Below are 23,810 nucleotides of genomic sequence, written 5' to 3'. Positions count from 1 at the left end.
TGCGGGTTCGTGATCTTAGGGTTACGATTCTACCGCACAGCGCGGACGGCACCCGAACCTAGCCCAAACCCACACGGCTCCTCTTGCAGTTGCGGTGAAATGCGGACTGTTTGGCGGCTTTTTTGACCAAAACAGTCCGTATTCCACCGCAAGTTATCTGAGGACTAGAGGTTGTAGGTGACCACCTGAGGCTCGGCGGGTTCGACGAAGATGGTTGGATTCGCCCGCTCCACGCGAACGAACTTGACGGTCACGACCTCAAAGCCCGCCTTGTGCAGAACGTCGGCGTAAACGCGCGCCTGCAAGGCGTGTTTCTCGAGCAGCTGCTCCGGCGTCTCGTCCGGCGTGCCACCCGTCTTGTAGTCGATGACCAGTGCACACGACGGATCGGCCGGGTCGGTGGCCAGTGCATCGATGGCGCCCTCGGCATATGCACCGTAGCGGGCAATGTCCTCGTCTTCGCAACCCAGCGAGAAGAACGGTACCTCGGCACGAACGCACGGCCAGGCAAGCAGCTCGGCACGGACCGCCGACTTGAGCCAGCGATCCAGAGCGACATCGAAGCGCTCGCGCTGTTCCGGCGTCAGGTGCCACAGGCGAGCCAGGGCCTCGGCACGCTCAGCGGGCAGCGCATCGGCACACATCTCGATGAGCCACTGGCAGGCAGCGTGGAAGGCCGAGCCCAGCGCCATGGGGTTGCCAACGGGCTCGACGGCGGCCACGTCTGCATCCGTCATCTCGGAACCATCCGACTCCGCATCATCGCCGGACTCGTCCATGGGAACACGAGCCTCGGCGGCACGGTCTTCCGCCTCGGCATGGAGCGCCGCGGCGATTGACGCGTAGCTATACGAATCACGCATCGGATACGGACAGATGCCCATGCGCACGCCCACTGCCTGGGGATACACAAGCTCAAACGAATCGGGCTTGGGGTCGGCAGGACCGGGCACAGTTGAGCGCGCAGCATTATCAGCGACATCGACATCGCCGCGAACAAGCCTGCCCTCGACATCCAGCGAAGCGTTGGCCTCAAACGCCTGCTCGCCAAACGTAAAGTCCGTCAGCGAAATGAGCTCGTAGTCGCCCGGTTGGGAGTTGTCGAACACCAGGCGGTCGCTATCGAGCTGCGGCATGTCCAGACTGTCGGTCGGCAGGATGCGGCGCAGGACGTCGTAGGTCAGGTCCGTCTCGACATCGAAGGTCGGCGCCGTCACCTTGCCACGGCTCACGCCGGCGTCCATCGCCAAGATCACCAGCTCGCCCGCACGCGTCATGGCAACGTAGAGCAAGCGGGCCCGTTCCTCGAGCGAAAGCTGCAGGTCGTCGTTGCGCAGGCGGGCAAATGCCTCGGCGGGAGAGCCCGTCGCGCATACGTCCTCCATAAGCTCTGGCGGCAGCCACAGCGACGTGCCCTTGCCCTTAAACGCGTGTTCAAACTGCTTTTTGACGTCATCGCCCTTCACGAAGGTTCCGTCGGCAAGCTTAACGCCATCGAAGCGCGCCGGCAGCGCCACGACTTGCGCTCCGCCCTCGACGCGACCCATCTGTGCCGCACCGGACGATTTGCGCACGCCAAAACACTCGGCAACCGCCACGACCGGATACTCCAGGCCCTTGGACGCATGCACGGTCATGATGCGCACCGCGCCGTCGCCCTCCTCGTTGAGGGCGCCCGGGGCCTCCTTGCCCGCCAAGAAGCGGTCGAAGGCGAGCGCGATGGAGCGCGGAGAATTGCCGAGCTCGGCCTCTGCCTCGGCCACGGCGTCGAGCGCCTTGAGCACGTTGGCGGCAATGGCCTTGCCCTCGGGGCCGCGCTGCGCCAGACGCACGAACCAGCCGGAGGCATTGACCACATCGCGCGCGATGGCGGCGAACGAATCGCGTCCCACGCGACGAAGCGCGTAGCGCAGCACCTCGCGGGCGCGCGTCACGAGCGGCAGGTCTTGCAGGCCCGGCACATCGGAATCGCTCATGATGCCCGCGTCGATATTCCGGCGGGAGGTCTCCCCCGTCTCGCTATCGAGCTTGGTCGCCAGCGCCAGGAACTCCTGGGCGCCGAGCGCAAACATCGGCGAGGCGAGCAGCGGCATAAGGCCCTGCGCCGTATCGGCCAGGTTGGCGAGCGCACAAACCAGGGCGCGCACCGTCTGCACCTCGGCAGCCTGCGCAAAGACCGAGCCACCCGCGATCACGCAGTCGAGCCCTTGGTCGCGGAATGCCTGCGCATAGACGTCGGCGTTGGTCATGCGGCCCAGCAGCAGCACCATGCCGCCCTGGGGCTGGCCGGCATCGGCAAGCGCGCGGAAGCGTTCGGCGATCGCACGGGCCTTGGCCTGCGTGCGCTCCTGCGTACTGCCGCCGGCAACAAAGAGGGCCTGGCGACGCGAGGCGTCCGCCACCAGCGTGTCCTTACGGCCGTCGCTCGCCTCAAGATCCAAAAAGCCCTGCATCAAACCACCGGTGTCGCCGTCAAAGACGCGCGCCACGTAGCGCAGCACCTCGTCGTGGCTGCGGAAGTTGCGGACAAGCTTGACGAGCTCGCCGGCGGGGGCATCGGATGCGACAGCCGTCTCGGGCGCAGCAGAGGAGCCCACCTTGCGCTCCTGGCGGCGAAACACCTCAACCTCGGCGCCACGGAAGCGATAGATCGACTGCTGCGCATCGCCCACGGTGCACAGCGCGCGCTCGCCCGCACCCGTCAAATAGCGAATCAGATCGACCTGCATCTGGTCGGTATCTTGGAACTCGTCGATCATGACCATCTTAAAGCGGCCCTCATAGGCAGCTCGAATAGCCGGGTAGTCGCGCAGCGCCTCGTACGCCATGCGCAGCAGGTCATTGTTATCGAGCGCGGACTGGTCGGCCTTGAGCGCACGGTACTCCGCCTCTACGGCACGGGCAAGCCCCACCAGCGCATCGAGCGCCGGGCCGCCGCAGGCAAGCACGATATTGATAAACGCATCGGCGGCCTCGGCCTTGAGTAGCTCCACCTGCTCCTTAGGAAACGCCTTGCTCGCCCGAGGCATACTGCACGACATCATGAGTCGCGCCGCATCCTCCATGGTTTTGCCGCTCGCCTCAAACGCGTCGATGGCGTCGAGTGCCACCTGCGCTTTCTCGGTCGTGGCCTTGCTTGCGCCCAGCGCCGCACGATAGGCATCGGCAAGCGCCGAGGTGTCGGCCTGGCCGCGCGCCACGCACACATCGTCCATGCCGCCCGGAAGCTGGCTCGATAGCTCCAGCAAGTCGCGCACCAGGACTTTGATGGTGGTACCGGCGCCAAACGTCCCGCCCTCACCCGCCATGGGATACCAGGCGTAGAGGGCCTTAAGCGAAGTGGCGAGCTCGGGCGCGGCATCGGGCGCCGTCGCGCGCCCCAGCACATGCTCGACAGCCTGATCCATAAGCTCATCGGTATCGGTAAGCACCGTGAACTCGGGGTCGATGCCCAGCTCCAGCGCATGCGCGCGCAGGATACGCGAGCACATGCCGTGAATGGTCGAGATCCAAGCGTCGTCGACGGTCAGGGCCTCCTCGTCCATACCCTCTTCGATAAGCGCACGGCGCACGCGGTCGCGAATCTCGGCCGCGGCGTCTTTGGTAAAGGTAATGGCGAGCACCTGGTCCAGATGCTCGACAAACGGACCGGATTCGGGCGAGAGCGCATAGACGATGCGGCGCGTGAGGGTAAAGGTCTTGCCCGAGCCGGCACCTGCCGAGACAAACAGCGGGCGGTCGAGCGTTTTGACGACTTGCAGCTGTTGCGGCATCAAGGTCGAAAGATCCATGGCCTACACGTCCCTCCTTACAAACGTTCCTTCGTGGTTATACGAGCAGCGCGCATGCGCGGCTTGCGCCGACGTCGGGTCGACAGCGGCGACGATGCCCGCCTCGAGTTCGCGCAAGCGCTCGGCGATGCCGGCCTCCACGCGGTCGAGCAGCGCATCGAAGTCCATGTTGCCGCCCTCGCCCGGAAAGCCCTTCTTAAGGCCCGGAATGCGGCCGTCGCCGCGCTCTTCCTCGAGCAACTCGGCACTTGCGGCACCACGCAGTGCGGGCTTGCCGCCCTTGGTCGAAAAATAGAGCGCCGCACGGGCATCTAGACCCAGCGCCCGGCGCATGGCCTGCGCGTAGATGAGTGTCTGGGTATGGGGTGGCAGCCAGCGCGGATCGTCGATGGGGGCCTCGCCCGACTCCTCGTCGCGCACCGTGGGGTCGGCGAGCTTAAACTCCTCGACACCCGAACGATGCTTGTAGTCAATCACCACAGCGCGGTTCTCGGCGTCCACATCCACGCGGTCGATGCGCCCGCCGAGCGGCCAGCCGGCATACTCGACCTGGAGCTCGTTGAACGCAAACTCCAGGTAGCGCGGCGCGAAGGGCGCGAGCGCCTCGGACTCGTAGGCGAGCACGCCCTCCAGTTGCGGCAAGATCTCGGCCGCCTGGCGCTCCTCCACTGGAGAGAGCGGCACCAGCGGGCCCTCGGTACCGCGCTTGCCGGCGTGCTCGGCCAGGGTCTCGGCAAAGACCTCGTGCAGCAGCTCCTTCGCGCGCGGCAGATTCATGGGCGTCACGCGCTCCATGCCCTCCTGCGGAAGACGTGCATGCAAGTGCTCCAGCACGTCATGGACAAAGTTGCCCTTCTCCATATTTCCAAAGCCCGCGTCGATGGACTGAGGCTTCACGCGATACGACACGAACCAGCACAGCGGGCACGTCGAGTACGCCTCAATCTGCGAGGCGGACGTCAGACGCGGCACGAGCGGCGCGTTCTCGCCCTCGCCATCGCGGCGACGCAGGATCAGGTACGGCACAGCCGCCTCACTCAAATGCTGAGGAGCCTCGCACGCGACGCGCTTGTACTCGATGCCCTCGCCGGCCGCTGGATCAAAATCGGCGACGATACCGCCCTCGCCCACGCGCGCAACCTTGGCGGCGCCAGCGGCCTCGGCATGCGCCCGCAACTCGGTCCACACGGCAGCCGGATAGCACTCGCGCGCCTGGCGATCGTGGGTCACGCGGGCGAGCACAACGGGGCCGCGTGCCGCCTGCATCGCGCGGCCAAAGCGCACGCGCAGCAGGGCCGCGGGCTCAAGCGTCACGCCGCTGCGCCCCAGCTCGGCCGTCAGCGTAGCTAGCGGGCCCTCCTCATGTGAGAGCGGATAACTGTCCAGGTCGACGTCGGCAAACAGCACGGCATCGTAGCTGTCGGGGCGCAGGGCTGCCGCATCGGCAAGCGACGCAAAGCGCACCTGGGCGCGCGGCGCGCGGTCGACCTCGTAGGTCTCGTAATCGTATGCGGTGCTGCGCTTGTCCACCTTGGTACGGACGCCGTCGAGCACGGGCACGGTCGCGGCCTGCGACACGTCGAGCGCGCGGGCATCGTTCATAAGGATTTCGATGGCATGGCGCAGCAGAGCCGTCTCTGCCTGGCGACGGGCCTGGCCGTCAAGGCCTCCAAGGGCGCAATCGGGCAACGCCTCGGCGACGGCGAGCATTGCCTTGAGCGCCGTCACGGGTTTGTCGCGCCACAGCGCCTGGAACACGTCCGAGGCCACGCACGGCACGTTCTTAAACCAGTTCTCACCACTGGCAGCCTTGCGCGTGCCCCTAACCTGGCCCTGCACGCTCTGCAGCAGGCTCTTGACGGCCGAGGTGGTCTTGCCGCGCGACAGGCGCATGTTCTTGTCGAAGGTGCACGCGCTGGCGGCATCGGCACCCGAAAGCGGACTGTAAATCCAGTCGGTAAGCTCCGGCGCGGGCCACCACTCGGTCTTTGACGCCATGCCCTCATCGGCGGCCTTCATGCGCTCAATCAGATTGACGAGCGCCGTGAACTGCCTGCCCGCGATGGATTGGGAAAATGCCGTGAACTCGGTTGTCTCGGCCGCAATATGACGCGCCGCCAAACGGGCAGCGAGCTCACCAAACAGCTGGGGCGCCCGGGCAGACACCACGAGCACGCGGGCGGGGTCCGCGGACGCCGCGACGCTGCCGTCGACCTCGGCGTCCTCACACGTTTTTACCAGCTCATCGATTGCATCCACATAGGCGTGGGCGCGGGCGTGAGGGCCGGCAACCTCTACAAAGGTAGGCTGAGCGGCGGTCCCGCAAGCGGCATCAGACGCGGCGGCACCCTCCCCCAGCGGCGCGGCCTCAAACAGCACGCCGCGGGCATCAAATGCCGCGGCAAGCTCCTCGCGCATTGCCGCCTGCTCGCGGGCAAGCAGCACAACGACCTCTCCCCCATTGTTCGCCACGGCCGACAGCAACTCGAGCAGGCCGTGTGTAAACGACGTGACACCGCGCACGCAGACGGCGCGGGTGCACGCCGGAAGGTTGTCGGCCAGCACCTCGCCCATAAGGTCAGCCGCCTCGCAGGGCTCGACCATGCCTCGACGGTCCAAGCCGCTCGCATAGGCGCTCAACAGCTCGAACACGCGAGCCTCGGCGTCGCTCTTGGGATCGGGCTGGCAAACGTCGCCGCAGCAGCGCTCGGCACCCGTTCCCGCTACGCCCGGCAGCACATCGCGGGCCATGCGCGCGAGCATGCGCACCGTGCCCCGACTGCGCGAAAGCGGCTGCAGGTCGGTATCGTCGCGACGGGCGATCATGTCCGAGAACAGCATTTGGCGTTGCATGTTGTCGACGAAGCCGCGGCCATCGCCCATAAGCTCCCACAGCGAACGAAGCCACGACGCGGGGGTTTTGTAGTCAACGCCCAGCGAGGCGCCAGCAACCGCAGCATCGTGACGGCACAGGTCGAGCTCGGCAAACGAGGGCGCCAACAGAACGGCGCGCCCGTGGCGGGCAACCAGGTCGGCCAGCAGCGCCGCCTCGGCATCGCTCAAATCCGTGCCGGCATTAGTGGTATAGATTCGAACAGGCATGGTCCTCCACTCAAACCGTTCGCAATAATCAATGCATCCATCCTACCCGCCCACGCGGACAGATTTGCCCCACGCCAACAGATTTCCTCCGTCCCCGAGGGATCAAAAAACCGCCCCCGAAGGGACGGTTCTGCGCAATTCGTTTGTCGCCGCTGGCCTACTCGCCATCCTCCAGTTTGATGAGGATCTTGCGATAGCCACCGTACTCGCCATTAAGCGCCTTGGACACGCGGCTCACCGTGGTGGACGAAGCGCCGGTGCGGGCCTGAACCTCAACATAGGGCTCGCCCTCATCCAGATAGCGCGCGACCTGCAGGCGCTGAGAAAGATCGCAGATCTCGCGCGGTGTGCAGATATCGGTTAAAAACGCCTGGATATCGTTCTCGTCGTCCAAAAGACTAAATGCGTGGACCAGCTGCTTGACATCAGGCTTGTCAAACATGTTCTCGATATTCATCGATCACCGCCAAACCCGCCAAAAGGCATCGAAGTTGATACTGACATCGGGCATCGTTCGCCCGTTCTATGCAATAAAACTAATGCATGGAGCATTTGCCCGTAGCAGTGTAGCACACCACTAAACTAAAGCGACAAGACTCTCTGTCAGCGGCACGTTTTTCAGGACGAACGCCGCTTAGAAACCGAATGCGCACGTAAGCTCCACGAATATTTGAGACAATGGGCGCCCAAACACCGCGGCGCGCCCGCGCAACCATCAAGTCGCCGCCACCAGCCGCTTCACGCGACGCCAGCAACCCCGGCGCAAGAAAGGATTCATGCCATGCGCTTTATGCTTAACTGGCTCTTCACCTCGATCGCCATCGCGATCGCCACGTTCCTCGTCCCCGGTATCCAACCTTTCGGCTTTGCCGAGGCCTGGGTCTGCTTTGCCTTTGTGGGACTGTTCCTCAACATCGTCGATTCGTTCGTCAAGCCGTTCCTCACGGTCATCTCGCTGCCGCTCACGATCATTACGCTCGGCATTTTCCAGCTCGTGCTCAACAGCTTTATGCTGGAGCTCGCCAGTTACCTGTCGGTCAACCTGTTGGGCGTCGGCATCTCCATCGCCGGCTTTGGCTCGGCCTTTATGGGCAGCATCCTAGTGTCCATCATGCGCAGCATCCTCGATAGTATTGCCGAAGAGTAGAACGCCCCCGACACAGACGCATCGGACCAAATCAAAGGCCGCCCATCGCAAAATGGGCGGCCTTCTTATTTGCCAAGTCTCAGAGGGCAAGAAAATCTACCATTTCCACCCCATCCCAACATGGCAGGTGGGGTTAGATGACGTAGTCGTAGCCATGGTTGGGAGCGACAAGTTGATCAAGCGTCACGCCGTCGAGGTAGTCGTTGATGAGCTTGTCCAGGTTCTTCCACACGTCGAGCGTGGGGCACTCATCAGCTCGCGAGCAACCCTTGCAGTCGCCATCCAGGCAGGCGACCGGCGCCAGACTGCCCTCGGTCAGGCGCAAGATCTCGCCCACCGTGTACTGCTCGGGCGGGCGCGTGAGCACATAGCCGCCACCCTTGCCGCGCATGCCCGAGAGCATGTTGGCGCGCACGAGCGTCGCCAGAATATTCTCGAGGTACTTCTCCGAAATACCCTGACGCGCCGCAATCTCTTTAAGCGGGATACGGCCTGTCGCCTGGTGCTCGGCCAAGTCGACCATAACGCGCAGGGCGTACCTGCCCTTAGTAGAAACCAACATATATAGTGCTGCCTTTCGGTCTTTTAGTCCGTTGAAATTCTAGCCGAAAAATTGGCTTTGAAAATACCCGTTCCGGTCAAGATGGTTAATCAACTTGCAATAATCTCCTATTTCCTATTGCATTACTAGGCTTTGGTGTCTACTATGCTTCCCAACAGCTAAACGAACAACCTATAAGGTTTATGGGTTTAGCTGCTAGACGCACCGTAAAACCACACGGTATCCAGTCATTTGAACACTTTGGAGGTTCATCATGAGCAAGGTTTACACGTCCATCGATCAGCTTATCGGCCACACCCCGCTCCTGGAGCTCACCCACTTTGAGGCCGATGAGGACCTCAAGGCCCGCGTGCTCGTCAAGCTGGAATACTTCAACCCCGCCGGGTCCGTTAAAGACCGCGTCGCCAAGAACATGATTGACGAGGCCGAGAAGGCAGGCAAGCTCGTGCGCGGCGGTGACTACACCATCATCGAGCCCACGAGCGGCAACACCGGCGTCGGCATCGCCTCGGTGGCGGCGGCTCGCGGCTACAAGGTGATCATCACCATGCCCGAGACCATGTCCGTCGAGCGCCGCAAGCTGATGCAGGCATACGGTGCGCAGCTCGTGCTCACCGACGGCTCCAAGGGCATGAAGGGCGCTATCGCCAAGGCCGAGGAGCTGCAGAAGGAGACCCCCAACAGCATACTCGCCGGCCAGTTTGTGAACCCCGCGAACCCGGCCATCCACAAGGCCACGACCGGCCCCGAGATCTGGGATGACACCGACGGCCAGGTCGACATCTTCGTCGCCGGCGTTGGCACCGGCGGCACCGTGACCGGCGTGGGCGAGTTCCTCAAGGAGCAGAACCCCGAGATTAAGGTCGTCGCCGTCGAGCCCGCCACCTCCCCGGTGCTCTCCAAGGGCCAGGCAGGCCCGCACAAGATCCAGGGTATCGGCGCCGGCTTTGTGCCCGACGTCCTCGACACCCAGGTCTACGACGAGATCATCCCCGTCGAGAACGAGGACGCCTTTGCCACCGGCCGCGCCGTGGGCCACAAGGAGGGCGTGCTCGTGGGCATTTCGTCCGGTGCCGCCGTGTGGGCCGCACTGCAGCTGGCCAAGCGCCCCGAGAACGAGGGCAAGATCATCGTGGCCCTGCTTGCCGACACCGGCGAGCGCTACCTGTCCACGGCACTGTTCCAGGACTAGAGCTTCTCGTTCTTAAAACGAGTCCAAGGCACGCCGGTCTTCCCTCGCTTCTGGCAGCCTGAGCTCATCCCAACAGGGTGTCCCACACGACGCCCGAACTTGCTACAATGTCTGCGGCGCGGAACCAGCCTCCCGCGCCGCTTTTCTTTTTTGGCCACATGCCACCAAGGAGAACCTCCCCATGCACAATAAGCGCGTGCTCGTCGCCATGAGCGGCGGCGTCGATTCCAGCGTGACCGCGTATCTGCTCAAAAGTCAGGGTTACGAATGTGTCGGTGCCACCATGCGCCTCACCTGCCCCGCACCCGATCCCGTCACGGGCATAAGTAAGGTCGACCGCGACATCGCCGACGCGAAGGCCGTCGCCGAGCGCCTAGGCATTCCGCACCATGTGCTCGACCTGCAGCAGACCTTCGACCGCAACGTGATCGAGCTCTTTGTGAACGCCTACCAGGAGGGGCTGACGCCCAATCCGTGCATTATCTGCAACCGCCACATTAAGTTTGGCGCGCTGCTCGATGCGGCGCTGGACATGGGCTGCGACTACATCGCAACGGGACATTACGCCAAAACAAGCCAGGCGGCAGACGGCACCTGGCAGCTACATCGCGGCGAAGATCCCAAAAAGGACCAGAGTTACTTTTTGTATTCGCTTACGCAGGAACGCCTGGCACACACGATCTTTCCGCTGGCAGGCCTAGACAAAGAGCGCGACGTGCGCCGCGTAGCCGCCGAGCAGGGCTTTACCAACGCCAAGAAGGCCGAAAGCGAGGATATCTGCTTTATTCCAGACGGTGACTACGCGGGTTATATCGAGCGCCGCTGCGGACATCCCGCCGCACCGGGCGACATTGTGTGGCGCGACGGCAGCGTGGTCGGGCGCCACAACGGCGCGCTGCGCTACACCATCGGCCAGCGCAAGGGCCTGGGCGTTGCGATGGCGCATCCCGTGTACGTAACGGGCGTCGACGCCGCCAACAACACCGTGCATCTGGGCGAGGCCGAGGACCTGGCGGCCACAGCGCTCACGGCCAACGACTGGATCTGGAGCGCCCCCGCCGACCACATGGAGGCGGAGCTCGACGCCGGCGGCATCCGCGTGGGCGCCAAGTACCGCTACCGTCAGAAAGACCAGGCAGCAACCCTTACACGTGGCGCCGGCGGACAAATGCTGCTAACTTTTGACGAGCCGCAACGAGCCATCGCCCCCGGCCAGGCCGTTGTAGTCTATCGCGGCGACATCGTCCTGGGCGGCGGTACCGTGACCGGCGCACTTAAGTAGCCGTGGGTTTATCGCTGCATGTGTCGAAGTACCTCAACAGCGGCACCAACCTCGATTACGCGACGCTCGAGGCCGCGGCAAATGGCCTCGAGTCGACCCTCCGCCGTCGCCCATTCGCTCTGCGAAAGAATCTCGATCGCCTCATCAACAAATCCGTTGAGCCGAGATGAATCGAACCAATCGAGCGAGTCCGCAAGCGCCAGCTGAGCGGAAGGGTCGGGCCCAAACGGCTTAGCGGAAAACCCAAACTCCCCAGCCGCGAGCAAGACGGTTGGCACGTTATACCACAGACAGTTGCCGCTATCGAACAGCGGTGCAGGTTTTATCTCCAGGGTGTCGACATTACGGATGATGCCGAAGTTTCGCCAATGGCGGTCGCTGTTGGCCAAAAGGGCATCGCAGACAATCATCTGCGACATAGACCTTCTCACAGCGACCTCATCGGCACCATGCTTGCCAAGGTAGCGACAGTATCGATCGTATGTCGAGTCTCCCCGCTGGCTACCAAGTGCGCCCTTAACGTAAACAGCCGGAACGTATTCCTCGCGGCCGTCAAGAAAGTCGTCGCACAGACACACAGGGCCATCGAACATCCGCTCAACCGTATAAGGAACAAACTCGCCCTCCGACAGCAAGCGACGATGCAGAGCCGTTGCAACCGCCTCGTTAAAGGGACGCTGATCGTCCACGCCGCATCCTTTAGCCAAAACGCGAATGCCGTTTCGGATCATCCACGATTTAGGGAGCTCGCCCTCGGACGTGTTATCCGGATTTTTAAGACCGATGCCTTCCAGCCAACCCGAACGCCCCTCGGGCGCCGATCGCTCAAATTCGTTCTCAAAGTAATTGAGGTTTCGCCATTCGAACCCGTCGCATTCTGCCGGCCGCAACCAATAGCAATCCGAAAGCGAGAGACCCAGGCACTGAACCGGCACCTCAATGCCACTGGCAATTCCCAGCTCGCGGTAGCGCGAGATAAGCCCAGGACGAACATCGGGCACCGACCGATGCCCCCACCACGCGTTGAGCTCCCGCTTATTCACCGTTGGAGAAGAGCTCGAGCATGTGCCAAACGGCATTCGTTGCGCATCGAGGACCTCGGCGATTTCGAAGGGAAACTCACGCGTCGGATCAAATGAGACATGCGCGACCTCATGGTCGGCCGACATCAGCGTAAACTTGCGTCCCACATCGGCCGCAGGACGGCGTCCTCGCTTGCGGACCTTTTGATAGGCGAGCGCAGAATTGTACTCGACCAACTTCCGGCCGCCCACAATATCGCACACAAGCGTTCCCGATGCGGCAAGTTGAGATATGCGGGCTTTCGTAACGCCCAACAGGCGGGCAGCATCACCCATAGACAAGTACTCAGACGTGTCCATACACCGCATCACCTCGTTAAGTAATTTACACGTTTAGTTAATAGATTACAGACATCATAATACTAAACAACCCAAAGTGAAAAAAGGCCCGAGAAATCGGGCCTTAGCGATTGGTCAGCCGAGTCGCAAGCTGCTCCCCTAGCGCTGAACGTAGGCGCGAACCAGCTCGTAGGTATTGCGCACGCCGTCGATGTGGCTGCGCTCGTAGTTGTGGCTCGCGTACACGCCGGGGCCGATCAGACCATGGCGAATGTCGTAGCCGGCCGAGAGCGTGGCCTCGACGTCGGAACCGTAATGCGGGTACACATCGATGGCGTAATCGAGCTCCAGCTCGCGCGCGATGTTGGATAGTGTGGTTACCAGGTCGTAGTTGTACGGACCGCCCGAATCCTTAGCGCAAATCGAAACCATGCGCTCGGTGCAGCCCAGGTCGTCGCCCACGCAGCCCATGTCCACGCTGATCATCTCGCGCGTGTCGGCCGGCACAAAGGCACCGCCGTGACCGACCTCCTCGTACACGGTAAAGAGCAGCGACACCTTGCGCGAGAGCGTCACCTCGCCAGCGGCGACGGCACGCGCCAAGCCCAGCAGAATCGACGCCGACAGCTTGTCGTCAAGGAAGCGACTCTTAATGTAGCCGCTCTCCGTCACCGTGGTGCGCGGATCCATAGCGATGATGTCGCCAGTCTGAATACCCAGCTCGAGCACATCGTCCTTGCTGTCAACGTTCTCGTCGAGCAGGATCTCCATGTTCTTCTCGATGGCCTTGACCGGCTCATCGGCCACATGCGCCGAAGGCTCGGTATTGAGGACCACACCCGTGTAGACATTGCCATCGCGCGTGTAAACGGTGCAGTTCTCGCCATCGGCCGTAGACCACTGATGCCCGCCAAGCGTCGTGGGACGCAGGCGACCATTGTCCTTAATGGAGCGCACCATGGCGCCCAGGGTATCGACATGGCTCGCCAACACGAGCGGCTCACCCTCACCACCAAGCTCAACGAGCACATTGCCCTTGTTAGAACGCTCGGGCCCAAAGCCCATATCGCGCAACGTCTCCATCAGATAATCAGTCGCCGCACGGGTATAGCCCGTAGGCGAAGCAATCGAGGTAAGCGCCTTCAACTGGTCAGTAATATAGGAGAGCGTAGAATCCATCTTGGACACCAAAGTCACCCTTTCATATCGAATTAAACCCACAGCAACAATACCACCGCGAACCATCTTTTTACCTAGCGAGATGGCCCATCGAGCTCTTCAGAACTGCGCCCGCCACGATAAGCAGATACAAGGCGCCATCCAACAATGCGCCCCTCACATCCCGCCTTTCCGGCACCCCGGCATCTGAGAAAAGAACGCAGGCGATCCCGGGCTTCCCTCCGGGCGCATTCCGCAGGACGCAAAAGGCCCCGCCGCGCAACGCGCGCAGCGGGGCCTTTTACATGTCCGAGGACGCATCCGGAGGGAAGCCCGGGACCGCCGACGGGAGTAATTTACTCAGCCGGGCAAATCTTCTTGAAGAGCTCGATGACGTCGTCGAGCGTCGCCTCGCGCGGGTTACCCGGGAAGCAAGCGTCGGCCATGGCGTCCTTGGCCAGGACCTCGATCTCGTCGGCCTTCATGGCCTCGCAGACGTGCGGGATGTTCACGTCGGCGGAGAGCTGCTTGACGGCGGCGATGGCGGCGTCGGCAGCCTCGTCGGTGCTCATGCCCGTGGTGTCAACGCCCATGGCGACGGCAACCTTGGCCAGGCGCTCGGCGCAGACCGGCTTGTTGAACTCCATGGCGATCGGCAGCAGCATGGCGCAAGCGACGCCGTGCGGGGTGTCGTAGTGAGCAGACAGGGTGTGAGCCATGGCGTGGTCGATGCCCAGGCCAACGTTGGAGAAGCCCATGCCGGCGACATACTGACCAAGAGCCATGCCCTCGCGGCCGGAGCCGGGCTGGCCGGACTTGGCCTCGGCAACGGAGTCGCGCAGGTTCTCGCTGATCAACTTAATGGCCTCAAAGTGGAACATGTCGGAGAGCTCCCAGGCGCCCTTGGTGGTGTAGCCCTCGATGGCGTGGGTCAGAGCGTCCATACCAGTGGAAGCGGTAAGGCCGGCGGGCATGGAAGCCATCATGTCGGGGTCGACGACGGCAACCTCGGGGGCGTCGTTGGTGTCGACGCACACGAACTTGCGGACCTTCTCGGGGTCGGTGATGACGTAGTTGATGGTCACCTCAGCAGCGGTACCGGCGGTCGTCGGCACGGCGATGGTGAACACGGCGTGGTTCTTGGTGGGAGCAACGCCCTCGAGGCTGCGGACGTCGGCGAACTCGGGGTTGTTGATGATGATGCCGATGGCCTTGGCGGTGTCCATGGAGGAGCCACCACCGATGGTCACGATAGCGTCAGCCTCGGCGGCCTTGAAGGCCTCGACGCCGTCCTTGACGTTCTGGATAGTGGGGTTGGGCTTGATCTCGGAGTAGAGGCTCCAAGCGATGCCGGCGGCGTCGAGCTCGTCGGTCACCTTAGCGGTAACGCCAAACTTAACCAGATCGGGGTCGGAGCAGACGAAGATCTTCTTGTAGCCGCGACGCTGGAGCTCACCGGGGATCTCCTTGATGGCGCCGGAACCATGATAAGAAATGGTGTTGAGAACGAAACGATTAGCCATTGATAGCCTCCCATCGTGTGCGGGGCACCCATTACGCCCCACGCTATGAGTCCCATCCTAACGCTTTTGAAACGAAAAACACGTGAGAACGTTAAATTGTTAAAGCGTTTCAACAGAAGATGAAAAAATAATGCGGCAAAGGGACGGCCCCTCTGCCGCATTCGGTTACTTTCGACAGCCCTCTTTCCAAGCCTCGGCCGCAACCTTCCAGCGAAAACGCAAGTCGCGCTCGCGGTCGATGAACATGATGGCAAACGCGACAAACAGCAGCACGCTCGCCACGACGATGGCGTGCAGGCCTATGCGCTCAATACACCAGTTGCCCAGCACAGCGCCAAACACAAAGGTAAAGATCACGCCAAAGTACAGCAGGCCGTTTTCCAAAAAGCCGCGCTTGTGGGTGATGATGTAATCATCCACGTTTTGCAGTGCGTTGCGCAAGTTGCCGATGCACATGGTCGTGGCGATGCCGTGACCGTGGATCTTGCGGAAGCTCTCGACTTGCATACCGCAGGCAAACGAAGTGAGGCAGTTGGCGAGCAGGTTGAAATCGCCACCGGGAATAAAACTCACGCCCAGCAAGATGACGGCTTCAAAGAACACCGTCACCTGGCGCCAGTGAATCACACTGCCAAACCGCTCGTGAACCAGGTCGGCAAGCATAATGCCCACGGCAAACGACACCACGGGGAAGAAATAGCGTCCCGCCAGCGCCCAGTTGCCCTCCGAGATGCTTACACCCACGAGCAGGATGTTGCCCGTCTGAGCGTTTGCGAAAACATGGTCGCGCCCTATGTACGAATAGACGTCCATAAAGCCACCGGCGAGCGCCAAGATGATGCCCAGCTCAATAGACTCCGATATCTGTTTGGCACGCTGCATCGTCGTGCATCCTCCTTGTTGACGACCCTCTCGTGCGTTGGCGGAAACATAGCCGCCGTTCATACTGTAACCCATTGACAACATGGCGCGCCCACGAGACGGGTCTCCCAATGCGCAGATACACAGTCTGGAAACAAACGGCACCCGCACCGACGCGCCAATCCGCCAGCTCATGTTCTCCACCAGTCTTTTTAGCCCCGTCCCAAAAAGACTGGTTACAATTACGTGCAGCATACAAACACCGGGAGGGATCGTGGCAAAAAAGCCTCAGCACGCTCAGAACAACCAGCGCAGTCAGCAGGGCAAACAGGGCCAGCAGCAAAAGCGCGGCGGCAAGGCGCAGGGTGGGCACACCACTCATACTCCAGCAGCGCCCGCCCGCCCCTGGCGCCCGGGCCGCGATAAATTCCTCCCCGTCAGCCGCGCCGACATGGATGCGCGCGGCTGGGACCAGTGCGACTTTGTCTACATCTGCGGCGATGCCTACGTGGACCATCCGAGCTTTGGCATGGCCATCATCAGCCGCGTGCTCGACGCGCACGGCTACAAGGTAGGAATCATCTGCCAGCCCGACTGGACCGATCCCGCCAGCATCACGGTGCTCGGCGAGCCGCGCCTGGGCTTTTTGGTCAGCGCCGGCAACATGGACTCCATGGTCAACCACTATTCGGTGACCAAGCACCGCCGCCACACCGACGCCTATACTCCCGGTGGCGAGGAGGGGCACCGCCCCAATCGTGCCGTCACGGTCTACGGCAACCTCATCCGCCAGACGTTCAAGGACGTTCCCATCATCATCGGCGGCATCGAGGCAAGCCTGCGCCGTCTGGCCCACTACGACTACTGGCAGGACAAGCTCAAGCGTTCGGTGTTGCTCGACTCGGGCGCCGACATCCTCATCTACGGCATGGGCGAGCACGCGATTGTCGAGATCGCCGATGCGCTCGACGCGGGACTGCCCGTCGACCAGATCACCTATATCAACGGTACCGTCTACCGCACGGGTTCGCTCGACGAGGTCTACGACTACGACCTGCTGCCCAGCTGGGACGACCTTACCGCCGACAAGCTCAACTACGCGCGCAGCTTTAACGTGCAGCAGCAGAATATGGACCCCATCACCGGTCATCGCCTGGTAGAGCCCTACCCCAACAGCGTCTATGTGGTACAGAACCCGCCATCGGCGACGCTCACCACCGACGAGATGGACGAGGTCGCCGAGCTCCCCTACGCACGTGACTGGCATCCCGACTACGACGCGGCGGGCGGCGTGCCGGCCTTTGCCGAGATCAAATTTTCCATCAGCTCCAACCGCGGCTGCTTTGGCGAGTGCTCGTTTTGTGCCCTCACCTTCCACCAGGGTCGCGTGCTGCAGATGCGCAGCCACGACTCGATCATGCGCGAGGCCGAGCTGCTCACGCGCGATCCCGAGTTTAAGGGCTATATCAACGACGTGGGCGGACCGACGGCAAACTTTAGCCGTCCTGCCTGCGACAAGCAGCTCAAGCACGGCGTGTGCAAGAACAAGCGCTGCCTGTGGCCGAGCGTGTGCAAGAACATGGTGGTCGACGAGAGCGGCTACACGCAGTTGTTGCGCGACCTGCGCCAGCTGCCGGGCGTCAAAAAGGTCTTCGTGCGCAGCGGCATCCGCTTTGACTACACCATGGCCGATGCCTCGGACGAGTTTTTGCGCGAGCTGCTGGAGCATCATGTCTCGGGCCAGCTGCGCGTAGCGCCCGAGCACGTGAGCGACGCGGTGCTCTCCGTGATGGGCAAGCCGAGCCGCGCCGTCTACGACGCGTTCTGCCGTAAATTTGAACGCCTGAACCGCGAATACGGACTTAAACAGTATGTGGTGCCGTACCTGATCTCGAGCCATCCCGGCTCAACGATGAAGGAAGCTGTGGACCTTGCCGAGGCCGTGCGCGACATGGGCTACATGCCCGAGCAGGTGCAGGACTTCTACCCCACCCCGTCCACTATGTCGACCTGCATGTACTACACCGGCGTGGACCCACGCACCATGCAGCCGATCTACGTGGCCCGCGACCCGCACGAGAAGGCCATGCAGCGTGCGCTCATCCAGTATCGCAAGCCCGAGAACTACAAGCTCGTGCGTGAGGCGCTGGAAAAAGCCGGCCGCCGCGATCTGATTGGCTACACCAAGCATTGCCTGATTCGCCCCGTGCCGCCACGCCCGGGCGAGACATCTGCTGGCGGGGGGCATGGCACCGGCAAGAAGGGCGGCAAGGCCCACGGCGGCGCTGGCGGTGCCGGCAAGGGGCCCAAGGGCAGCAAGGGGCACGGCGGCATGTCGCGCGCGCAAAACACTGCCGGGCGCAACCGTGCAGCTCAGGGACGTCAAGGCGCCAACGGAGGCGGACGCCGCAACTAGGGCAGCGGTGCGCTCGCTGCATCCATCCCACACGCGCGGCGCAGCGACCGCATTGCCTCAACGAGGATGACGCCGGCGATGGCGACCGTAATTGCCACGTCGAACGGCGTGTTCACAAACCAGAGCAACGTCATGAGATACGACCCAGCATTAAAGGCAAAGTGCAACAGGATCGTGTAGCGGAGCTTTCCGGTCGTCACGAGCACCCAACCAAAGATGAGGCCAGCGGCACCCGCGTAGCAACCTTGCACCCAATTCATGTGCATAAAACCGAAGATTGCCGCCTGCAGCACAATCGCCGCGGTGATACCCCACGTGCTCGTGGCCGCCCAGGGCACCATGGCGCCGTCCTGCGCACCCGCACGACGCCGGCGCTTCCAAAGTGGGCGGCACTGCGGATTAAACGCTCGGAGCGAAAACTCAAAAATAATGCCGCGTACCAGCAGCTCTTCACAAAATGGGGCGCCGAGCACCGTAGTCAGGACGGCGAGATAGCTGGTGCCGCCCATGCCTGTTTCCTCGACAAGCTCGCTGTAGTCGGCCGCAGCCTCGGGCAACAGCGACAGCACGGCGTCGGTCACGTAGCCAACGACCACCTGCAGGGCAAGGCCGATCACGATAACGCAGGCGATGCGCTTCCACGCCCCACGCGCTCCCCCGCCGAGCGGATGCGCGCTTTGCCGGCGTGCCATAAACGAACGCGGCCACAGATAACGCCACCACAGCAGCGCCATTAAAAACGATGCCGTCTGCGCGACAGCCTGAAGCAATTGAATATCGAGGCCGTCAATCGAAAAGCCCATGAACACCGATGCGACGCCCAGAGCGGAGAACAAAACCACGCTCAGGGCGATATCGGCAGCGACGACGCCAAAACAGGCAAGCGCCCAAATCATCGCATTGAGCATGCCAACCTCCTCAAAACCCGGCACTTGGGGACGTTCCTTAACTGCCGGCAGAGACGATATGAGCAGGACATAAAAACATTGAGAGCCCCTGCTGCATGAAAGACCGCGGATCAGGCCGACAATGGTGAGTGTCTAATTCAGCCGCGGCGGCCACGCCGCATTCATGGAAGGGGCTCCCATGCTCGATACTACCACCTTCGTCGGCCTCGACGTCCACGCCCGCTCGATAAAGGCCGTCTCCCTCGACGTCATGACCGGGGAGGTGCGCTGCGCGACCTTCGGCTACGACGCCGTCGCCGTCGCGGAGTGGGTCCGCTCCGTGGACCCCAGGGCCAGGTGCGTGTACGAGTCCGGGGTCACGGGCTTCGACCTGCAGAAGAGGCTCTCCGGCCTGGGTGCCGACTGCGCGGTCGGCGCCGTCTCGAAGATGATCAAGCCCAGCGCGGACAGGCGCAGGAAGAACGACCGCAACGACGCCGAGTTCCTCGCCCGCATGCTGTCGGTCGGCAACGTGGTCGAGGTGTGGGTCCCCGACGACGAGTGCGAGGCCGCCCGCGACCTGACCAGGGCGCTCGAGGACGCGAGGGACGACCTCTCGCGCTCGAAGCAGCGGCTCTCCAAGTTCCTGCTCAGGCACGGGCTCGTCTTCGACGAGAGGACGCCCACCGGCCGCAGGAAGGGGAACTGGACCCGGGCGCACTGGTCCTGGATCGAGTCGATTAGGTTCGCGGAGGGGGCCGACAACGACGTGCTCGCCTACTACGTCGACGCGGTCAGGCGGGCGGCGGAGGAGAAGGCGAGGCTCGAGGGGCTCGTCGAGGCCGAGGCCCGCAAGCCCAGGTGGCGGAGGAGGGTCGACTCCCTGCGCTGCCTCAAGGGCGTCGACACCGCGACCGCCGCCGACCTCGTGTTCGAGGCCGGCGAGTTCTCGAGGTTCAGGAACGCCCGCTCGTTCGCGGCGTGGGTCGGCCTGACGCCCTCCGAGCACTCCAGCGGGGAGAGCGACCGCAGGGGCGCGATCACCAAGGCCGGCAACAAGCACCTGAGGAAGACGCTGGTCGAGGCCGCGTGGCACTACCTGACGTGCTCGGGACGGCCGAAGGACCTCGCCAAGGGCCAGGCCCCGGACCGGGGCGCCCGGAGGCATGCCGCCAAGGGCGTGCGGAGGCTGGTCGAGAGGCGGGAGGCGCTGCTCGCGCGCGGGGTCCACAGCAACAAGGCGAACGTGGCCACGGCGCGCGAGCTCGCCTGCTGGGTGTGGGCGGTCGGCCTCATGGCCGAGGAGGCGTAGGGGGGCGGTCCCCCGCACATAAGCCAGTCACCCCGGAAGCGGTTCGATCCGAAGCCGTTGAGGCGAACCTCAGGTCCCTTTTCTGCGAGCGCCCAGGGCGCCACGCGCGTGCACAGACTGTCGGTTCGACGTAGAAGCCTCAGCCGTAGCAACGGATTGCCCAGCGAGAGATCGCCACGGGCGGATATTAAACTGCAAAGACGAGCGTCGGTAAGACACGCCGAGGTCGCCGCGGACGGGTTGATATAGGGAGAGGGCCTGACCCCATATCGTTGGGGCCAGGCCCGATTTTGCCTCTTGACAATGTCCTGCTCATATTAAAAGGAACGTCCCCAAGTGCCGGCAGTTTGGGACAGTCATTGTTGATGAGAATCGGGCACAATGCCAAAAGCCCCGTTGGGCGAGATGTCGAACGGGAAGGTGCCGCAGCGATTGAACGCGGCGATAAACATGCGGATGGCGTTGGACGGCGTGGTGCCCACGAGCTGGGTTGCCGCCGCGAAGGCTGCCTTCTCCTCGGGCAAGACCTTCGCGACTACGGGGGTCATGTGTTCTGCCATGGCGCTTCCTTTTTGAAACGACGGTAGTGCGGATAGATGCGGGCCACGCGGCTGGGCGACGGGCTGTGAAGGCAACCCGATTGGCCCGCATCCGGAGTTTGTTTCTGCGGCGTTGGTATTACTTGGTATTCCTAAGTATTACCCCGCAGTTAGAATACCACACCCGACCCCATAGGGACGGAGGAAAACGAATCATTTTGTTGCTGAGTTAGTTTTTAGAGCGTGATGATGCCCGAGATATCGAGGGCCTGAGCGTCGGCGACATCGTGCGTGGCAAGCAACAGCATACGGCCGTCGAGCAGATCGAGCACGACCTTAGTCGTCGCATCGCGCGCAGCGGTATCTAAACCGGTAAAGGGCTCGTCAAGAATCACCGCGCCGCCCGGGCACAGCAGGGCGCGGGCGATCTCGACGCGACGGCGCTGCCCGCCCGAAAGCTCGGCCACGCGAGCATGCACATCGATTCCCGGCACCAGCAGGCGCAGCAATGCCGCGGCGCTCGAAGCATCCACACGCGCATCGGCGCACACCAGCACGTTATCCAAAGCCGAGACGCCCTCTACCAGACGTGCATCCTGAAACACCATCGAGCACGGCGCGCACTCCCCCGCTGCCAACGAAAGCAGCGTCGACTTGCCCATGCCCGAAGCGCCCATCACACAGATACGCCCACCCGCAGGCACGTTGAGCACTAGACCATCCAGCGCCGGCGCCCAGGGCGCACGATCGCCCACGGCAAGCGCAAGCTCCGCTGCGGCGCCATCGCTCGCGGCCCCCGCACGCCCGCGAGCGCCGCGCCCATGCGCCCGCACGGCCGCGCGCCACGCCACGGGTCCCGAAACCCGCAGCAGCCACACCAGCACGCGCTCACACGCCCACGAGGCGGCAACGACCAGCACGGTCCACGCCAGCAAATCAGCCGTCTCAATCAAAAGCTTTGCCTGATAGATGCGCTCACCCACGGTGCCCGTCGCCATGCCGATAAGCTCCGCCGCCACGCCGGCCTTCCAGCTCATGCCGATCACGGCGCGGGCGCACGAAAGCACAAACGGCAGGACTTCGCGCCAGGTATGGGCGCAAAACAGGCGCCAGCCGCGCACGCCATGCAGACGGAACATCTGCTCCAGCGGTTTATTCACCTGTGCCAAGCCCTCGGCCAGCGAAAAATACACGCCCGGCAGCGCCATCAAAAAGACTGCCGCGATGCTCACGCGCGCCGACCCCAGCCAGATAAGCAACAGGACCACCACGCAGGCGACCGGCGTCGCCTTTACAAACGACAGCGCCGGAGCCACCAGGTGCGCAAACGCACGCGAACGTGACGAAATCCCGGCAAGTACGCCACCGCACACCGCGGCAAGCGCCAGCCCAGCCAGTATCCGCGCGCCCGAGCCCGCCAAAATCGCCCAGGTACCGTCATCGCATACCAAGCGCAGCAGCGCCAAGGCAACAGCACCCGGCCCCGGCAAAATCAACGGCTGCGCCACCAGCGCCGCCACCAGCATCCACACGGCAAGCCAAAAGGCGGCGACGACACCTGCTGCCGCCACCGCCTTCATACGCTCTGTCATTTGTCGAGCAAACGCACGCACGGGCTACTCCAAGTAGTAGAAATCGTCAGCCGGAAGTTTACCACCAACGGCGCTCGCGTCCGCGTCGAACAGTACCTGCAGATACCCGCTAAGTGCCGCCTTCATATCCTTGCCCGTCTGGCAGACAAGCATGCACCCGGGAATCGCCTTCTCGGCGATCTTGGCGTTATCCACGATGCCGGCATCGACCACGGCCTGAGCCCAGTCTGCCGGCGCCGCATTGACAGCCTTAACGCTCGCCGCATGGCAGCTCAGGAATTCCGCCACGGCCTCGGGATGTTCCTCGGCAAACGCGCGGCGCACCACGGTCACACCCGTCAGCAAGCGCGAGCCCGTGTCTCCTGCCAGCTCGTCCCACACATCGGTCAGACTTACCGGCGCCGACAGCTTGCCTTCGCTCTTTGCGATGGCAGCGGTCTTGAACGGCTCCGGCAGCACGCCCACGGCGGACGGGTCGGCAAGCAGCGCCGACAGCACCTCGGTGGGCTCGCTCTTAAACTCAAGCGCCACCTGGCCTGTCAGGCCCGCGCGCTCCAGCAGGTAGTTCATGACGTACTCCGGCGTGGTGCCCTTGCCCGTCATATAGACGGTACGCCCCGCCAGATCGCCAAACGAGGCCACGCTCGCATCGCCCGTCACTACGTTCAGCACGCCCAGCGTGTTGATGTCGATGACCTGGACCGCGCCCTCGGTCTTGTTGTAGAGCACGCTCGCCACGTTGGCGGGCACCAGGGCAATGTCGATATCGCCCTGAATGACCTTGGGCACAATCTCGTCGGCGGCAGTGTTGATCGCAAAGTCGAACTCATTGTCCGTCTCGCCATCGGCAGCCTGGTCCATAAACTGCGCCAGGCCAATCGAGGTCGGCCCCTTGAGCGAGGCGACGTGCACCTCAACCGGCTCCGCGGCGGCACCGTCAGCGGCAGACCCGGCAGCCGAACCCGCGGCGGACCCGGCACCGGCAGCCCCGCCGCCACAGCCCGCGAGCGCAAGCGACAGGGCGCCCGCGGCGAGCGCCGAGGCAAACCCCCGGCGCGACATCTCAAAATCAAACGCGCGCATCG

At 63.1% G+C, this 23,810-nt stretch carries 17 protein-coding genes; 5 read left to right on the top strand and 12 right to left on the bottom strand.

All coding sequences use genetic code 11. From position 1 onward, the window contains the following. Positions 1-164 precede the first annotated feature (164 nt). The 3 genes from ACESSC_RS01185 to ACESSC_RS01175 form a co-directional block, all read right to left on the bottom strand. Positions 165-3,791 (bottom strand): UvrD-helicase domain-containing protein, encoded by a 3,627-nt coding sequence (locus ACESSC_RS01185; RefSeq protein WP_373160909.1) that lies wholly within the window; start codon positions 3,789-3,791, stop codon positions 165-167. 3 nt (positions 3,792-3,794) lie between these two features. Beyond that, positions 3,795-6,893 carry a PD-(D/E)XK nuclease family protein gene (locus ACESSC_RS01180; RefSeq protein ID WP_373160908.1) on the bottom strand — a complete coding sequence of 1,033 codons (3,099 nt, stop codon included), beginning with the start codon at positions 6,891-6,893 and terminating at the stop codon, positions 3,795-3,797. A 157-nt stretch (positions 6,894-7,050) separates the two neighbouring features. Continuing rightward, positions 7,051-7,350 (bottom strand): YerC/YecD family TrpR-related protein, encoded by a 300-nt coding sequence (locus ACESSC_RS01175; protein WP_006235366.1) that lies wholly within the window; start codon positions 7,348-7,350, stop codon positions 7,051-7,053. A gap of 324 nt (positions 7,351-7,674) precedes the next feature. Between ACESSC_RS01175 and ACESSC_RS01170 the strand changes: the two genes are divergently transcribed. Beyond that, a complete protein-coding gene (locus tag ACESSC_RS01170) occupies positions 7,675-8,040 on the top strand; it encodes a phage holin family protein (RefSeq protein ID WP_022094856.1) in 366 nt (121 codons plus the stop codon). Between the two features lie 133 nt (positions 8,041-8,173). Here the strand turns inward: ACESSC_RS01170 and ACESSC_RS01165 are convergent, their stop codons facing one another. Continuing rightward, entirely contained in the window at positions 8,174-8,602 is a 429-nt protein-coding gene (locus ACESSC_RS01165) for an RrF2 family transcriptional regulator (protein WP_117842646.1), read from the bottom strand. 253 nt (positions 8,603-8,855) lie between these two features. Between ACESSC_RS01165 and cysK the strand changes: the two genes are divergently transcribed. Together cysK and mnmA are read left to right on the top strand one after the other, a co-directional pair. Beyond that, entirely contained in the window at positions 8,856-9,794 is a 939-nt protein-coding gene (cysK, locus tag ACESSC_RS01160) for a cysteine synthase A (protein ID WP_373160907.1), read from the top strand. 58 nt (positions 9,795-9,852) lie between these two features. Then, positions 9,853-11,076, top strand: coding sequence for a tRNA 2-thiouridine(34) synthase MnmA (mnmA, locus tag ACESSC_RS01155; RefSeq protein ID WP_373160957.1), 1,224 nt, complete (start codon positions 9,853-9,855; stop codon positions 11,074-11,076). Between the two features lie 8 nt (positions 11,077-11,084). On the opposite strand, the gene ACESSC_RS01150 is transcribed toward mnmA, so the two are convergent. From ACESSC_RS01150 to ACESSC_RS01135, 4 genes are all read right to left on the bottom strand, one after another. Then, positions 11,085-12,458, bottom strand: a complete 1,374-nt coding sequence (locus ACESSC_RS01150) for a hypothetical protein (RefSeq protein WP_373160906.1) — start codon at positions 12,456-12,458, stop codon at positions 11,085-11,087. Positions 12,459-12,596: 138 nt separating this feature from the next. Continuing rightward, the gene (locus ACESSC_RS01145) at positions 12,597-13,616 is read right to left on the bottom strand and encodes a M42 family metallopeptidase (RefSeq protein ID WP_373160956.1); all 1,020 of its coding nucleotides are present in this window, start codon (positions 13,614-13,616) and stop codon (positions 12,597-12,599) included. A gap of 335 nt (positions 13,617-13,951) precedes the next feature. Beyond that, positions 13,952-15,118 (bottom strand): lactaldehyde reductase, encoded by a 1,167-nt coding sequence (fucO, locus tag ACESSC_RS01140; protein WP_117634860.1) that lies wholly within the window; start codon positions 15,116-15,118, stop codon positions 13,952-13,954. Positions 15,119-15,283: 165 nt separating this feature from the next. Next, positions 15,284-16,000: a YoaK family protein gene (locus ACESSC_RS01135; protein WP_117862013.1), complete on the bottom strand. Its 717-nt coding sequence runs from the start codon at positions 15,998-16,000 to the stop codon at positions 15,284-15,286. Positions 16,001-16,253: 253 nt separating this feature from the next. On the opposite strand from ACESSC_RS01135, the gene ACESSC_RS01130 reads away from it, so the two are divergent. After that, positions 16,254-18,395: a YgiQ family radical SAM protein gene (locus ACESSC_RS01130; protein ID WP_373160905.1), complete on the top strand. Its 2,142-nt coding sequence runs from the start codon at positions 16,254-16,256 to the stop codon at positions 18,393-18,395. Here ACESSC_RS01130 and ACESSC_RS01125 read toward each other — a convergent pair. After that, positions 18,392-19,303, bottom strand: a complete 912-nt coding sequence (locus ACESSC_RS01125) for a CPBP family intramembrane glutamic endopeptidase (protein WP_373160904.1) — start codon at positions 19,301-19,303, stop codon at positions 18,392-18,394. The genes ACESSC_RS01130 and ACESSC_RS01125 overlap by 4 nt on opposite strands. Positions 19,304-19,481: 178 nt before the next feature. Between ACESSC_RS01125 and ACESSC_RS01120 the strand changes: the two genes are divergently transcribed. Beyond that, positions 19,482-20,594: an IS110 family RNA-guided transposase gene (locus ACESSC_RS01120; protein WP_373160903.1), complete on the top strand. Its 1,113-nt coding sequence runs from the start codon at positions 19,482-19,484 to the stop codon at positions 20,592-20,594. Between the two features lie 356 nt (positions 20,595-20,950). Here ACESSC_RS01120 and ACESSC_RS01115 read toward each other — a convergent pair whose 3' ends face one another. The 3 genes from ACESSC_RS01115 to ACESSC_RS01105 form a co-directional block, all read right to left on the bottom strand. Then, positions 20,951-21,154, bottom strand: coding sequence for a type II toxin-antitoxin system RelB/DinJ family antitoxin (locus tag ACESSC_RS01115; protein ID WP_373160902.1), 204 nt, complete (start codon positions 21,152-21,154; stop codon positions 20,951-20,953). A 215-nt stretch (positions 21,155-21,369) separates the two neighbouring features. Beyond that, positions 21,370-22,725 (bottom strand): ATP-binding cassette domain-containing protein, encoded by a 1,356-nt coding sequence (locus tag ACESSC_RS01110; RefSeq protein WP_373160901.1) that lies wholly within the window; start codon positions 22,723-22,725, stop codon positions 21,370-21,372. Positions 22,726-22,749: 24 nt separating this feature from the next. Beyond that, complete coding sequence (locus tag ACESSC_RS01105) at positions 22,750-23,808, bottom strand: ABC transporter substrate-binding protein (protein WP_373160900.1); 1,059 nt, start codon at positions 23,806-23,808, stop codon at positions 22,750-22,752. Positions 23,809-23,810 lie beyond the last annotated feature (2 nt).

The organism is Collinsella aerofaciens, from assembly GCF_964243765.1.
GTDB lineage: Bacteria > Actinomycetota > Coriobacteriia > Coriobacteriales > Coriobacteriaceae > Collinsella > Collinsella aerofaciens_BU.
This window is presented reverse-complemented; position numbering and strand designations above follow the sequence as displayed.